Annotated in this window: 16 protein-coding genes; 4 read left to right on the top strand and 12 right to left on the bottom strand. The window is 60.5% G+C overall.

What is annotated here, in order from left to right:
* The first annotated feature begins 104 nt into the window (after positions 1 to 104).
* A complete protein-coding gene (locus ACR0LW_RS04855; RefSeq protein ID WP_480881733.1) occupies positions 105 to 878 on the top strand; it encodes a Hint domain-containing protein in 774 nt (257 codons plus the stop codon).
* Positions 879 to 933: 55 nt separating this feature from the next.
* Here ACR0LW_RS04855 and ACR0LW_RS04850 read toward each other — a convergent pair whose 3' ends face one another.
* The 8 genes from ACR0LW_RS04850 to ACR0LW_RS04815 form a co-directional block, all read right to left on the bottom strand.
* Entirely contained in the window at positions 934 to 3,135 is a 2,202-nt protein-coding gene (locus ACR0LW_RS04850) for a 3-hydroxyacyl-CoA dehydrogenase NAD-binding domain-containing protein (RefSeq protein ID WP_480881732.1), read from the bottom strand.
* Positions 3,128 to 3,616: a cupin domain-containing protein gene (locus ACR0LW_RS04845; protein ID WP_170449345.1), complete on the bottom strand. Its 489-nt coding sequence runs from the start codon at positions 3,614 to 3,616 to the stop codon at positions 3,128 to 3,130. The genes ACR0LW_RS04850 and ACR0LW_RS04845 overlap by 8 nt, the downstream gene beginning before the upstream one ends.
* Positions 3,616 to 4,827 carry an acetyl-CoA C-acetyltransferase gene (locus tag ACR0LW_RS04840; RefSeq protein ID WP_170449347.1) on the bottom strand — a complete coding sequence of 404 codons (1,212 nt, stop codon included), beginning with the start codon at positions 4,825 to 4,827 and terminating at the stop codon, positions 3,616 to 3,618. Before ACR0LW_RS04840 ends, ACR0LW_RS04845 begins: the two co-directional genes overlap by 1 nt.
* Before the next feature lie 11 nt (positions 4,828 to 4,838).
* Positions 4,839 to 5,477, bottom strand: a complete 639-nt coding sequence (locus ACR0LW_RS04835) for a glutathione S-transferase family protein (RefSeq protein WP_480881731.1) — start codon at positions 5,475 to 5,477, stop codon at positions 4,839 to 4,841.
* A gap of 276 nt (positions 5,478 to 5,753) precedes the next feature.
* Positions 5,754 to 5,966: a hypothetical protein gene (locus ACR0LW_RS04830; protein WP_005981899.1), complete on the bottom strand. Its 213-nt coding sequence runs from the start codon at positions 5,964 to 5,966 to the stop codon at positions 5,754 to 5,756.
* A 55-nt stretch (positions 5,967 to 6,021) separates the two neighbouring features.
* Positions 6,022 to 7,803 carry an acyl-CoA dehydrogenase C-terminal domain-containing protein gene (locus ACR0LW_RS04825; protein WP_480580480.1) on the bottom strand — a complete coding sequence of 594 codons (1,782 nt, stop codon included), beginning with the start codon at positions 7,801 to 7,803 and terminating at the stop codon, positions 6,022 to 6,024.
* Between the two features lie 42 nt (positions 7,804 to 7,845).
* Positions 7,846 to 8,247 carry a MerR family transcriptional regulator gene (locus ACR0LW_RS04820; protein ID WP_170449353.1) on the bottom strand — a complete coding sequence of 134 codons (402 nt, stop codon included), beginning with the start codon at positions 8,245 to 8,247 and terminating at the stop codon, positions 7,846 to 7,848.
* 247 nt (positions 8,248 to 8,494) lie between these two features.
* Positions 8,495 to 8,863, bottom strand: coding sequence for a MerR family transcriptional regulator (locus ACR0LW_RS04815; RefSeq protein ID WP_170449355.1), 369 nt, complete (start codon positions 8,861 to 8,863; stop codon positions 8,495 to 8,497).
* Positions 8,864 to 8,979: 116 nt separating this feature from the next.
* Here ACR0LW_RS04815 and ACR0LW_RS04810 point away from each other — a divergent pair, with 116 nt between their 5' ends.
* Genes ACR0LW_RS04810 through ACR0LW_RS04800 form a run of 3 tightly spaced genes read left to right on the top strand, consistent with a single transcriptional unit; the run spans position 8,980 to position 11,238 of the window.
* Positions 8,980 to 9,399 (top strand): PaaI family thioesterase, encoded by a 420-nt coding sequence (locus tag ACR0LW_RS04810; protein WP_170524846.1) that lies wholly within the window; start codon positions 8,980 to 8,982, stop codon positions 9,397 to 9,399.
* Entirely contained in the window at positions 9,400 to 9,918 is a 519-nt protein-coding gene (locus ACR0LW_RS04805) for a PaaI family thioesterase (RefSeq protein WP_170449359.1), read from the top strand.
* Between the two features lie 3 nt (positions 9,919 to 9,921).
* Positions 9,922 to 11,238: an MATE family efflux transporter gene (locus ACR0LW_RS04800; protein ID WP_480881730.1), complete on the top strand. Its 1,317-nt coding sequence runs from the start codon at positions 9,922 to 9,924 to the stop codon at positions 11,236 to 11,238.
* Here the strand turns inward: ACR0LW_RS04800 and arsC are convergent.
* Genes arsC through ACR0LW_RS04780 form a run of 4 tightly spaced genes read right to left on the bottom strand, consistent with a single transcriptional unit; the run spans position 11,235 to position 13,394 of the window.
* Entirely contained in the window at positions 11,235 to 11,576 is a 342-nt protein-coding gene (gene arsC, locus ACR0LW_RS04795) for an arsenate reductase (glutaredoxin) (RefSeq protein WP_480881729.1), read from the bottom strand. The two genes, ACR0LW_RS04800 and arsC, sit on opposite strands and share 4 nt — an antisense overlap.
* The gene (locus ACR0LW_RS04790) at positions 11,573 to 12,631 is read right to left on the bottom strand and encodes a quinone-dependent dihydroorotate dehydrogenase (RefSeq protein ID WP_480881728.1); all 1,059 of its coding nucleotides are present in this window, start codon (positions 12,629 to 12,631) and stop codon (positions 11,573 to 11,575) included. The genes arsC and ACR0LW_RS04790 overlap by 4 nt, the downstream gene beginning before the upstream one ends.
* Entirely contained in the window at positions 12,628 to 13,059 is a 432-nt protein-coding gene (locus ACR0LW_RS04785) for a DUF1330 domain-containing protein (RefSeq protein WP_480881727.1), read from the bottom strand. Before ACR0LW_RS04785 ends, ACR0LW_RS04790 begins: the two co-directional genes overlap by 4 nt.
* Positions 13,056 to 13,394, bottom strand: coding sequence for a DUF952 domain-containing protein (locus ACR0LW_RS04780; RefSeq protein ID WP_480881726.1), 339 nt, complete (start codon positions 13,392 to 13,394; stop codon positions 13,056 to 13,058). The genes ACR0LW_RS04785 and ACR0LW_RS04780 overlap by 4 nt, the downstream gene beginning before the upstream one ends.
* Positions 13,395 to 13,459: the final 65 nt, after the last annotated feature.

The raw sequence follows: 13,459 nt of genomic DNA, 5'->3' as shown, positions 1-13,459 counted from the left end.
CAAAAGGCCCAAATTGGGCGCAAATATGTCAGAAATAAGTCACCCCTTAAAATTCATGCTATCCGTTTTGCATCGTTAGTTTGTGCCACAAGGGGGTGAGGCACGTGTTTGAAGTAGTGAGTGTTTCGGGGTTTTCGGATCAATCTGGTGACGTTGATTTCGCCGACCCGAATAAAGCGGTAAACGCACGCCGTGGCGGTCTGTTGCACGGCACCAAAGTTGCCACAACAAGTGGCTGGAAGCTGATCGAACGGGTTGCCGTGGGCGATCTGGTGCGAACTTTGGATAACGGGTTTCGCGAGGTGCGCCGGATTTCGACCTGTTGCGTCGTTATTCCGGCCGATGAAACCCGCGCCGATTACATGCCGATATTTGTACCCGCACGGGCGACCTATAACGGGCGGCCTGTCTGGTTGATGCCCGAGCAGGGCATGGCGCTGGACCTTGGGAAACTCGATCCCGACGCGGCGGGTGTCTCGGTCATTCCGGCCCGGATGTTGAACGGTGCGTGCCGGATGTCGGCGCAGGTGCCGGGGTCATCGTTCCAGGTGACGACTTTGTTTTTTGACACGGATGAGGTGATCTTTGTCGAAGGCGGGCTGCAGGCCTTTTGCCCGGCTGGTCGGTTCAGCGCCCGTTCGGCACAGGATCACGTGCCCTATAGGGTGGCGGATGAACAGACCGCGACGGCTTTGGTCAATTCGATTGCAATCAGGGGCGACGTTTCAGCCCTTGCAAACCCGTTGGGTGCACTGCCTGCACCCATCCCGCAGGAACCGATTTTCCCGATCCGCCCGCCATCCGGCATGCGCAGACCAGGGCGTCCGGGCAGGCCCAATGCGCCTGTCCTGTTTCTGCGGCCTGAATGGCAGACCTAACCAAACACGAAAAGAACGATGCAGGCGCGTGGTTTCACGCGCCTGCATCACTTGATCAAGCGGCTTTGGCTTCGGGGTCGAACCGGCCATAGAAGGTCTGACCCTTCTCGGCCATCTCACGCAGCAGCGGCGGGCAGGCAAAACGCTCGCCATAGGCTGCGGCCAGTTGGTCGCAACGCTCGGCGGCGTAAGGCGCGCCGATGATGTCCAGCCAGCTGAGCGGACCACCCGACCACGGCGCAAAGCCCCAGGCCAGAATGGCGCCCACATCGCCTTCGCGTATGTCTTCCAGTACACCCTCTTCCAACGCGCGCACCGCTTCCAGAACCTGCGCGAACATCAGACGTTCCTGCACTTCGATCAGGTCGGGCTGATCCTCGGCCAGCGGATACTTGTCCTGCAGGCCATTCCAGTACCCGACGCGCTTGCCCTTTTCGTCATAGTCAAAGAAGCCCGCGTTCGATTTGCGACCCAGACGGCCCTGTTCTTCCATCCAGAAGATCAGATCGTCCGAGGGGCTTTCGGGATAAGCATCGCCCATCGCCGCCTTGGTGGCACGGGCAATCTTGGCCCCCAGATCGATCGAGGTCTCATCGGTCAGCTGAACCGGACCCACAGGGAAACCCAACTGACGCGCGGCGTTGTCGATCAGCACGGGGCTGACGCCCTCGGTGATCATGCGCGCACCTTCGTTGATGTAGGGGATGATGCAGCGGTTGCAGTAGAAGAAGCGCGCATCGTTGACCACGATGGGCGTCTTCCTGATCTGGCGCACATAGTCCAGCGCCTTGGCGACCGCGCGATCCCCGGTTTCCTTGCCCTTGATGATCTCGACCAGGAACATCTTCTCGACGGGCGAGAAGAAGTGGATGCCGATGAACTGATCGGGACGCGCCGAGGCTTTGGCCAGATCGGTGATCGGCAGGGTCGAGGTGTTCGAGGCAAAGATGCAATCCTCGGGGATGATCGCCTCGACCTTCTTGGTCATCTCGGCCTTGACGCCCATGTCTTCGAAGACAGCTTCGATGATCAGGTCACAGCCTTTCAGATGCTCAAGATCCGGGGTCGCAGTGATGCGGCCCAGCATGGCCTCTTTCTTTTCAGCCGTGACCTTGCCGCGCTTCATGCCCTTGTCCAGGTAGGTCTCGGTATAGGCCTTGCCCTTGTCGGCGGCTGCCTGATCACGGTCGACCAGAACCACTTCCATACCGGCCTGCGCCGACACCAGCGCGATGCCCGCACCCATCATGCCCGCGCCCAGAACGCCGATCTTCTTGACCGACTGATCGGGAACACCAGCGGGACGCACAGCGCCTTTTTCCAGCGCTTCCTTGTTCAGGAACAGCGAGCGGATCATCGCACCCGAGGACGGGTTCATCAGCACGGATGTAAACCAGCGCGCCTCGATCTTCAGCGCGGTGTCGAAATCGACCAGAGCACCTTCGTAAACCGCGCTCAGCAGCGCCTTGGCAGCCGGGAAGGCGCCTTGGGTCTTGCCATGCACCATCGCCGAGGCTCCGACGAAGTTCATGAAGCCCGCAGGATGGTAGGGCGCGCCGCCGGGCATCTTGTAGCCCTTGGCATCCCAAGGCTTGACTATGTCGCCGTCCTTGGCATTCAGCACCCATTCCTTGGCCGCAGCCATCGGGTCTTCGGCGATCTCATCGATATAGCCTGCGCCCTTGGCTTTCTTGACGTCCAGCATCTTGCCTTCCAGCAACAGCGGAGCCGCCGCAATCGCGCCAACCTTGCGCACCATCCGCGTGGTGCCGCCCGCGCCGGGGAAAATGCCGACCATAATCTCGGGCAGGCCGAACTTTGCCTTGGGGTTTTCGGCGGCAAAGATGCGGTGCGTGGACAGCGGCAGTTCCATACCGATACCCGCGGCGGTGCCGGGCAGAACGGTGGCAATCGGCTTGCCGCCCTTCTTGGTCTTGGGGTCCATGCCCGCAAGCTCGATCTTGCGCAGCAGGGCGTGCATCTGCATCGTGCCCTCGAACAGACCCTTGGCCGGATCGTCGCCCGCCTGTTCCTTCATCACCGCCAGCAGGTTCAGATCCATGCCACCGGCAAACGACCCTTCCTTGCCCGAGGTAATGACGATGCCCTTGACCGCGTCGTCTGCCAGCGCATCATCGATGCAGCTGCTCAGTTGCGCCAGCCCGTCGAAGGACATCACGTTCATGGTTTTCCCGGGCACATCCCAGGTGATGACGCCCACGCCATCAGAGTCTTTTGTCAGAGTGAATTCAGTCATTGTCATCTCCAATCTGGTCAGCCGTCAGCGGGCTGCCGTCTTTGCGGGTAAAGCGAAAGCCGTCGGCATCGAACTTCACCATCATGTCTAGGTCGCTGTAATAGCCGGTCTCGGTCGGGGTCCGTGTGCCCACCACCAGAAAGGTCGCGGGCGCATCGGTTTTGTTCACAAGGTGGTGGCCGTTGGCCTCACCTGCGGGAAAAGCGGCGCAATCACCGGGCTGCATCTCATGCTCACCATCATCGTCGATCAGGGTACAGGTGCCGCTGAGGACAATGGCGAACTCGTCCTGTTCCATGTGATAATGGCGCAGCGAGGACAGCCCCTGCGGTTCCAGCCGCACGATGTTGACCCCGTACTGGGTCAGCCCGCCTGCATCCCCCACAGGCTGGACAAAGCGGCCATCGCCTGCCTTTGCCAGCTTGCCGGGATAGCCCGAGCCGCCCCTGAACGGGATCTGAGAGAGATCCAGCTTGGGCATCAGACCCGCTCGATGATGGTTGCCGCACCCATGCCGGACGCGATGCAAAGCGTTGCCAGACCCATTTCCTTGTCCTGACGCTCAAGCTCGTCCAGCAGCGTGCCGATGATCATCGCGCCGGTCGCGCCCAGCGGGTGGCCCATCGCGATCGAGCCGCCATTGGGGTTGACCAGCGCCGGATCGACGTCAAACGCCTGCTGGAACCGCAGCACGACCGAGGCAAAGGCTTCGTTCACTTCGAACAGGTCCAGATCGCTGATCTTCATGCCATTGTCGGCCAGAATCTTCTCGGTCACCGGAACCGGGCCGGTCAGCATGATGGTCGGATCGGTGCCGATCTTGGCGGTCGCCTTGATACGCGCGCGCGGTTTCAGGCCGTATTTCTCGCCAAACTCCTTGTTGCCGATCAGCACAGCAGCGGCCCCATCCACGATGCCCGAGCTGTTGCCCGCGTGGTGGACGTGGTTGATCTTTTCCAGATGCGGGTATTTCAGCATCGCTACCTTGTCAAAGCCCGGCATCTGCTCGCCCATCATCTGGAAGGACGGGTTCAGCGAACCAAGGCTTTGCATGTCGGTGCCGGGGCGCATGTACTCGTCGCGGTCCAGAATGGTCAGCCCGTTCTGATCCTTGACGGTGATGACCGATTTCTCGAACCGGTTGTCCGCCCAGGCCTCTGCGGCACGGCGCTGCGATTCAACCGCCAGCGCGTCCGCGTCATCGCGAGTAAAACCATATTCGGTGGCAATGATGTCGGCCGAAATGCCCTGCGGCACGAAATAGGTGCCCATCGCCAGCGAGGGGTCCACGGCAATCGCCGCACCGTCGCTGCCCATGGCCACGCGGCCCATCATCTCGACACCGCCGGCGATATAGGCCTCGCCTGCGCCGCCTTTGACCTGGTTCGCCGCCAGGTTCACCGCTTCCATGCCCGAGGCGCAGAAACGGTTGATGGCCAGACCGGGGATCGATTCATCCAGATCCGAGGCCAGAACAGCCGAGCGCGCCAGACAGCCGCCTTGCTCCATCACCTGCGTGACGTTGCCCCAGATCACGTCCTCGACAGCGTGGCCTTCCAGATTGTTACGCTCTTTCATCGCGTTCAGGGTCAGGGCGGACAGGCGCACCGAGGTCACCTCGTGCAGGCTGCCATCCTTGCGGCCCTTGCCGCGCGGGGTGCGCAGGGCATCATATATGTAAGCTTCGGTCATGAGACTTCTCCTTAAGCTCGATCCGACGGTTTGCCGGGCATCAGGTCATAGGGGTGTTTCCAGCCGGGCTGTTCGCTGAGACGGGTCAGCCAGGCGTCGATATTGGGCCAGTCGGCACGGTCAAAGCCGAATGGTTCGGGATAATACAGATAGCCGCAGCAACTGAGGTCGGCGTTGGTGACACCATCGCCGACAATCCAGTCACGGCCTTCCAAATGGACGTTGAGGACGTCATAAGCCGCTTTCAGCCGCCCCTGATTAAACGCAATCACATCCGGGTTGCGGTGTTTTTCCGGCAGGAAATTGATCAGGAACCGCGTCAACCCGGCCATCGAGCTGAGCTTGTGGTTGTCCCACAGCACCCAGCGGAAAATCTCATAGTTCTCGTCCCGGTCCTTGCCGCCGAACTTGCCTGATTTTTCAGTCACATAAGCCTGAATGGCGCCGGACTGGCTGGTGCGGAAATCGCCATCGACCAGAAACGGGGCTTCGCCCATCTCGTTGGCGTCCTTGCGGAACTCTGGCGTGCGGGTCTCACCATTGAAGAAATCGACAAAGACCGGCTCCCACTGCAGCCCGGCCATCTCCAACGCCAGCGCCGCCTTGTAGCTGTTTCCGCTTTCTCCGAAGCAGTGCAGTTTGATCGTCATGCGATTGCCCCTCCCAAGGCGCATGTGGTCAGGTTGGAATTGAGTATTTGTAAAAAGATGAAGTGAGGACGTTTACCATTTATCAAACCGGATCTGTTTCACTCGGCTTGCGGTACAGGCTGGAGAGCCGATGACCGCAAAAGGTGAAGTCGTCCCTGTCCTGATGGCGAGTGCGCCCGGTGGCAGGGGCGCATCACGTCTTCATCTTTTCAGAAATACTCCCGCCGGAGGCGTCCGGCCGTAAGGCCGTAGCAGGCAGTTGGTTGGTGCGTGCCCTCACCGTTTTCGCGCTTCCAGCTCAGAGTTGAAGATGCGCAGCCGGTGGGTCAGATTCTCCTCGTCAATCACGCTGTTGAAGTTCTCGAACAGAAAGGATAGCGCCTCACCTTCATCCAGACCGGCCTCACGGGCAAAACCCTTGAGCTTGCGATACCCGTCTTCAGTCATGGCGACCGGAAAACGGCGGGTCAGGCGAAAACGTTTTGGCATCTTGTATCCTCTCAATAGCTGGGTCCGGGCATGAGCGCCCGGACCCAGACTGAGATCAGAAGCTCGCCGCGTCCAGAGCCATCACAGTGTCTGCGCCGGTCTGGATACGGGCCAGATGCAGCGCCGTGGCGGGCAGGCGGCGGGCCATGTAGAAGCGGCCGGTGTTGATCTTGGTCTCGTAGAACTCTTTGTCCGACGCACCACCGTCCAAGGCACCCTGCGCGGCCTTGGCCATCTGTGCCCACATCAGGCCCAGGCAGACATGGCCGAACATATGCATGAAGTCATAGGACCCCGACAGCGCGTTGTTGGGGTTCTTCATGCCCTGCTGCATGAAGTACATGCCAGCGGCCTGCAGATCCTTCGACGCCGCCTTCAGCGGTTCGATGAACGCCTTGTCATAAGCTTCGTCCTGGCCACCGTTTTCCTTGCAGAAACCCTTGACCATTTCGAAGAAGGCCATCACGTGCTTGCCGCCATCCTGTGCCAGTTTGCGGCCCACCAGATCCAGCGCCTGAACGCCGTTGGCGCCTTCGTAGATCTGGGCGATACGGGCGTCGCGGGTGTATTGCGACATGCCCCATTCCTCGATGTAGCCGTGGCCGCCATAGACCTGCTGCGCCTGAACCGTCATGTCGTAACCCTGATCGGTCAGGAAGCCCTTGATCACCGGTGTCAGCAGCGAAATCAGACCGTCCGCGTCCTTGTCACCCGAGCGATGCGCCTTGTCGATCATCGTCGCGCCCCACAGGATGAACGCGCGCGCGCCTTCGGTAAAGCTTTTCTGATCCATCAGGTTGCGGCGGATGTCGGGGTGCACGATCAGCGGATCGGCGGGGCCGTCCGGGTTTTTCACGCCGGTCACGTCGCGGCCCTGAAGGCGGTCCTTGGCGTATTCGACGGCGTTCTGATAGGCGGCCTCGGCCTGCGCCAGACCCTGCATGCCCACACCCAGACGCGCTTCGTTCATCATGGTGAACATGGCGCGCATGCCTTTGTGTTGGTCGCCCAGCAGCCAGCCGGTCGCCTCGTCATAGTTCATCACACAGGTCGAGTTGCCGTGGATGCCCATTTTCTCTTCGATCTTGCCGACCGAAACACCGTTGCGCTCGCCCGGGGTGCCGTCTTCGTTCACGATGAATTTGGGCACGATGAACAGCGACACGCCTTTGATGCCTTCGGGGCCACCGGGGATCTTGGCCAGAACCAGATGGATGATGTTGTTGGACATGTCGTGATCGCCGGCCGAGATAAAGATCTTCTGGCCCGAGACCTTATAGCTGCCGTCTTCCTGCGGTTCCGCCTTGGTGCGCATCAGGCCCAGATCGGTGCCGCAATGCGGTTCGGTCAGGTTCATGGTGCCGGTCCATTCGCAGCTGACCATGTTGGGCAGGTATTTGTTCTTTTGCTCGTCCGAACCGTGCGCCAGAATGGCCGAGGCCGCGCCGTGGGTCAGGCCCTGATACATGGTGAAGGCCTGGTTCGCGGCCGAGAACATCTCGCCCACAGCAGTACCGATGACATAGGGCATGTTCTGGCCGCCATATTCTTCCGGCATGTCGAGGCCAGTCCAGCCACCTTCTTTCACCTGCTCGAAAGCGTCCTTGAACCCGGTCGGCGTGTAGACGATGCCGTTTTCCAGCCGACACCCTTCCGTGTCGCCCACGGTGTTCAGCGGATGCAGCACATTCGCGGCAACTTTGCCTGCTTCTTCCAGAACTGCGCCGGTAAATTCGGCTTCCAGTTCATCATAGCCGGGAATATCCGACTGCGAGACTTTCAGAACGTCATGCAGGATGAACTGCGTGTCTTTGGTAGGCGCGTTATACACGGGCATGGAAAGCTCCCTTAATTCATATTTCCAGCCGGCAGGCCGAAGTTACTCGGCTGCCTTTTTTTCCTGTTTCATCGAGGCGATGACTTTTTCGCCCCAACGCAACTGTTCTTTCAGATCGTCGATTGCCTGCGTCAGTTCTTCGCGGCGCGATTCCATGTCTGCCAGACGGTCGCACGCGATCTCATAGGTGCGGGTCATCTGGGTCAGTTGCTGATCGCCCACATGGTACAGATCCAGAAGCTGGCGAATTTCCTCCAGGCTGAACCCGAACCGCTTGCCGCGCAGAATCAGCTTCAGCCGCGCGCGGTCGCGTTTGGTGAACAGGCGTTTCTGACCCTCGCGGATCGGAAACAGCAGTTCCTTCGCCTCGTAGAACCGCAAGGTACGGGGCGTGACATCATAGGTCTCGCACATCTCACGGATGGTCATCAGATCTTCGGTCATTCGTCATACTCTCGTCACTGGCGTCACTGGACATGACTTGCGCAGTTGCTGGTCGCTTTACAACATGAGAGTGACGTTTACGTAATCCAAACGCTGCGTCATTTCCAAGTTGACGTAACTTCCGAACGCGTAAACAGACTCAGGGGCAATTTTATTTCCCCCGCGTCAACCGGAAATCGGGGCGGACGCCGCCAAAACGACTGGCAGATTTATGGGCGCTTGCGGCACCCGGCAGGCATTGAGCCTGTCAGTTCAGAGATTTTGCTGTCTGGTCGCGCAGGCGCTTGAGCTCGCCCATCGCCTCGTCCAGTTGCTGGCGTTGCTGGTTCAGTTCGTCCATCTGGCGGTCGGCCATTTCGACAAAGGCAGCCATTTGCGCCTCGTTGCCCTGATCTTCATAGATCAGCAGCCACTGACGAATCTCTTCCAGCGGAAAACCGAATTTGCGCCCGCGCATGATCAGCGTCATGCGCGCGCATTCGCGGGGGCCGTAAAACCGCGACCGGCCTTCCCGATCGGGCTGCAACAACTCGATATACTCGTAGTAACGCAGGGTACGCGGAGTCACATCGTACTCAGCGCACATCTCTTTGAATGACAAACGGTTGTCGGACATTCCTGGTCTCCTTGGCAGCACCGTAGGGTGTCATGAGGACGAGCGCAACAGGCGGGCTTGCCCTTTGCATCGTCCGCGGCTCATAAAGGGGCAACTTGACGACAGGAGCCAAATGTATGGCGGATATCTCAAAATTTGCGCGCCAGTTCATCCAGGCCATTCCTCACGCACAGGCACTTGGGTTAGAGCTGACGTATATTAACAATGGTGAAGCGGAAATCACCATGCCTTACAACGAGGCGCTGGTTGGCGATCCCCGGACCGGTGTCATTCATGGTGGTGCCGTATCGACAATGCTGGACACGTGCTGCGGCGCAGCGGTGATGAGCAATCCGGTGAAGCCGACAAGCACCGCAACCATCGATCTGAGGATAGATTACATGCGCGCCGCAAAGCCGGGCCAGACCATCACGACACGCGCCAAATGCTATCATATCACGCGGAACGTGGCCTTTGTGCGGGCCACGGCAACCGATGAAGATCAGGACAATCCGGTCGCCACCGCATCGGGTGCCTTCACCGTGGAGGTCAAGTAAATGGCGCGTGCACGTCCCGAACCCATGCAGGTTGTCAAACAGCGCCGGGATGCCGCGCTGACCGCTTTGGTCGAAGGTGTTCCGTATATCCGCTTTCTCAATATCAGCTTCGACCGGCGTGGCGATGAGCTGACCGGCGTTCTGAATTTTGACGAAAAGTTGATCGGAAACCCGCTATTGCCCGCCCTGCACGGTGGCGTGACGGCGGCGTTTCTTGAAGTCACAGCCCTTATTACCCTAAGCTGGGAACGTCTGTTCCCCCGGATCGAAAGCGGTGAGCTGGATGTTGCGGATATTCTGAAATCGGAAGAGACACGCTTTCCCAAGACGATCGATTTCACGGTGGATTTCCTGCGCTCAGGCCTGCCGCGCGACGCCTATGCCCGCGCCTTTATCAACCGATCCGGTCGGCGTTATGCCTCGGTTCGGGTCGAGGCCTGGCAGGACAATCACGACAAGTTGTTCGCGCAGGGCACAGGGCATTTCCTGATCCCCCAAAGCCGCTCTGACAAGAGCTAAGGAATGCACGATGCCCCGGCACCCATAACGCACGGGCGGGTGCTGAGGATCGCGGTTCCGATTGTGCTGTCCAACGTGACGGTGCCGATTCTGGGTGCGGTGGACACGGGCGTTGTCGGGCAGATGGGTCAGGCCGCGCCGATTGGGGCCGTGGGGATCGGTGCTGTGATCCTGTCTGCGGTCTACTGGATATTCGGCTTTCTGCGCATGGGCACCACCGGCCTTGCCGCGCAGGCGCGCGGGGCAGGAGATACAGCCGAGATGCGCGCCCTGCTGATCCGGGGGCTGATGCTGGGTGCGGCCGCCGGGCTGGTCTTTATCGTTGCGCAGGTTGCGATTTTCACCGGCGCGTTTCTGCTGTCTCCGGCCAGCCCCGAAGTCGAGGCGCTGTCCCGCGCCTATCTTGAAATTCGGATCTGGGGGGCGCCAGCCACCATCGCGCTTTATGCGGTAACCGGATGGCTGATCGCGGTCGAGCGGACGCGGGGCGTGTTCCTGCTGCAAATCTGGATGAACGGGCTGAATATCGCTCTGGACCTGTGGTTCGTTCTGGGCCTCGGCTGGGGCGTTGAAGGCGTTGCGATCGCAACCCTGATCGCCGAGTGGACGGGGCTGGCGCTGGGGCTGTGGTTGTGCCGCGGCGGGTTCCGTAACCGGATCTGGCGCGATTGGGCCCGTATCTTCGATGCGGCCCGTCTGCGGCGGATGCTTCAGGTGAACAGCGATATCATGATCCGCTCGGTCCTGTTGACCGGGTCATTCACAACGTTCCTGTTTGTTGGGGCCGATCTGGGCGATGTCAATCTGGCCGCCAATCAGGTGTTGCTGCAATTTCTGGAAATCACCGCCTTTGCGCTGGACGGGTTCGCGTTTTCTGCCGAGGCGCTGGTCGGTGGCGCGGTCGGCGCACGGGACCGATTTCAGGTCCGGCGCGCCTCTGTCGTGTCGTCGCAATGGGGTGTCGGCGGGGCCGTTTTGCTGGGCGCGGTTTTCTATTTCGCCGGACCTGCGCTGATCGATCTGATGTCCACCTCGCCCGAGGTGCGCGAGGCCGGGCGCGCGTTTTTGTTCTGGGCAGCAATTGCCCCGGTCATTGGCGTGGCAAGCTGGATGTTTGACGGCATCTATATTGGCGCCACCTGGACCCGTGAGATGCGCAATGCGATGCTGCAATCGGTGGCGATCTATGTCGTAGCCCTGTTCCTGCTGGTGCCCAGCTTCGGCAACCACGGGCTGTGGGCCGCGCTTATGGTCCTGAACCTTGCGCGCGGCGTGACAATGGGCTGGCGCTATCCCCGGCTTGAGGCTCAGGTCGCTTAAAGCAGGTCCAGCAGGTTTTCCGGAGGGCGCCCGATGGCAGCTTTATCGCCCGCGATGGCCAGAGGACGTTCGATCAGGATCGGGTTCTCGACCATGGCCTTGATCAGTTCCACGTCCGGCGCATCTTTGGACAGATCCAATTCCTTGAACCGCTTCTCGCCCGTGCGCATCATCTGAACAGCGGATACGCCCAGAAGGGCCTGAGCCGCGCGCAACTCCTCGACCGAGGGTGCATCTTCAAGATATTTCCGAACCTGAACCTCCGCACCACGCTCTTCCAGTAGCGCCAGACCCGTGCGGGATTTTGAACAGCGCGGGTTGTGCCAATATTCGATCACAGCCAATCCTCTCGTTTGCTACCCACGGCCTGCGCGACCGAGTCGAACCCGTCACGCGCCAGCAGGGCATCCAGCCCCTGCGCGATCTCCGCTGCCAGCGACAGACCGCCATAGACCATTGCAGTATAGAACTGCACCGCAGACGCCCCGGCGCAAATCTTGGCATAGGCTTGTTCCGCCGTGCTGACGCCACCAACGCCGATCAGAGGGACGTTGCCGCCGGTGAGGTGACTCAACCGGGCCAGAACGCGCGTCGATTTCTCGAACAAGGGCGCACCCGACAGGCCGCCTTTTTCGTCCTTGTGCGCACTGCGCAGACCGTCTCGGGACAGGGTGGTGTTGGTTGCGATCACAGCATCCACGCCGGCCTCGGCGGCGACCTCTGCGATGTCCTGCAATTCGGTCTCGGTCAGGTCTGGCGCGATTTTCAGGAAGATGGGCAGAGGGCGGGGCAGGGCATTGCGCGTCTCGATGACGCCGCTCAGCAGTGCGCCAAGCGCGGCTTTGCCCTGAAGATCGCGCAGCTTTTCGGTGTTGGGGGACGACACGTTGACGGTGGCAAAATCCAGATGCTCGGCGCAATGGGCCAGCACTTTGGCGAAATCTCCGGGCCGGTCGTCGCTGTCTTTGTTTGCGCCAAGGTTCAGGCCGATCACAGCATCCTTGGGACGGTTCGCCAACCGTTCGGCCATGACCTCCATTCCGTCATTGTTGAAACCAAAACGGTTGATGGCGGCCTTGTCCTCGGTCAGGCGGAACAGGCGCGGCTTGGGATTGCCGGGCTGTGGGCGCGGGGTCACGGCCCCGACCTCGATAAACCCAAAGCCTGCGCGGGACAGAGGGGTCAGGACCTCTCCGTTCTTGTCAAATCCAGCGGCCAGACCCACCGGGTTGGGCAGGCGCAGCCCCGCAACTTCGGTGCTCAGCCGGGCCGAGGTGATCGGCCCCGGCGCAGGGGCCAGCCCAGCCTTCAGCGCCTTGATCGACAGCCCGTGGGCAGTTTCCGGGGCCATCCGGTGCAGGGCGGCCAGCCCGAGTTTTTCGGTCAGTTTCATCCGAAGGACGCCCCGCCTTCGGTCGAACCGCAGCGGATCAGGCGCGAGGTTTCGACCGCCGCCTGACGATGCACAACGGCTTTCTGATAGTCGGGGTCGGTGACCATTTCCAAAAACACATGAGCGCTGGGATAACGGGCGATGAACACTGCATCCCACGCTTCATCCGTCGGTCCGATCAAGGTTGCCTGAAACACGCCGCGCCACAGGATTGCAGCACCCAACCGGGCAATGATGGGGGCCGTCTCAAGCCCGTATTTGCCATAGGCATCCGCCCCGGTCAGGTCGGCCCCGGCCAGTTCGTGACCCGCCGGATAGGCGGCCTTGGCGCGAAACTTGACCAGATTCAACATCTCGATGGGGTGATCGCGATCCAGCGTCTTGAAGGTTTCAAACTGCTCGCGTTCGGGATCGATATAGGCGGTCATGCCATCTCCTTCGGGAAGTGGTGGGTTTGGCCGTCAAAGGGCAGTGGGCGCGACCAGACGACATCGCTCATACGGATCTGGCGATAGAGATGTGGGAACAGGGCACCGCCGCGCGACACCTCCCATTTCAGGTCATCGCCCATGGCATCCGCGTCGCAGGCCAACAGGGTCAGCCCGTCGATACCGGCGAAATGCTTGGCTGCGGTTTCAGCCGCCTGTTCAGCGGTGGAAAAATGCACGAACCCGTCGGACAAATCGATCGGAGCCCCGTCCGATGCCCCATTGGCCTGCAACTCGGCCCATTCATCGGCCCGGAAAATTTTGTAGATCAGCATGTCTTGGGTGATGCCTCGCGCTGCGGGGGGAATCAAGTCGGATTTGCCCCTTTGACTCTTTCCCG

Source organism: Ruegeria sp. N4 (assembly GCF_056531425.1).
The sequence above is the reverse complement of the archived record's forward strand: the minus strand, read 5'-3'. Positions and strand labels throughout refer to the sequence as shown.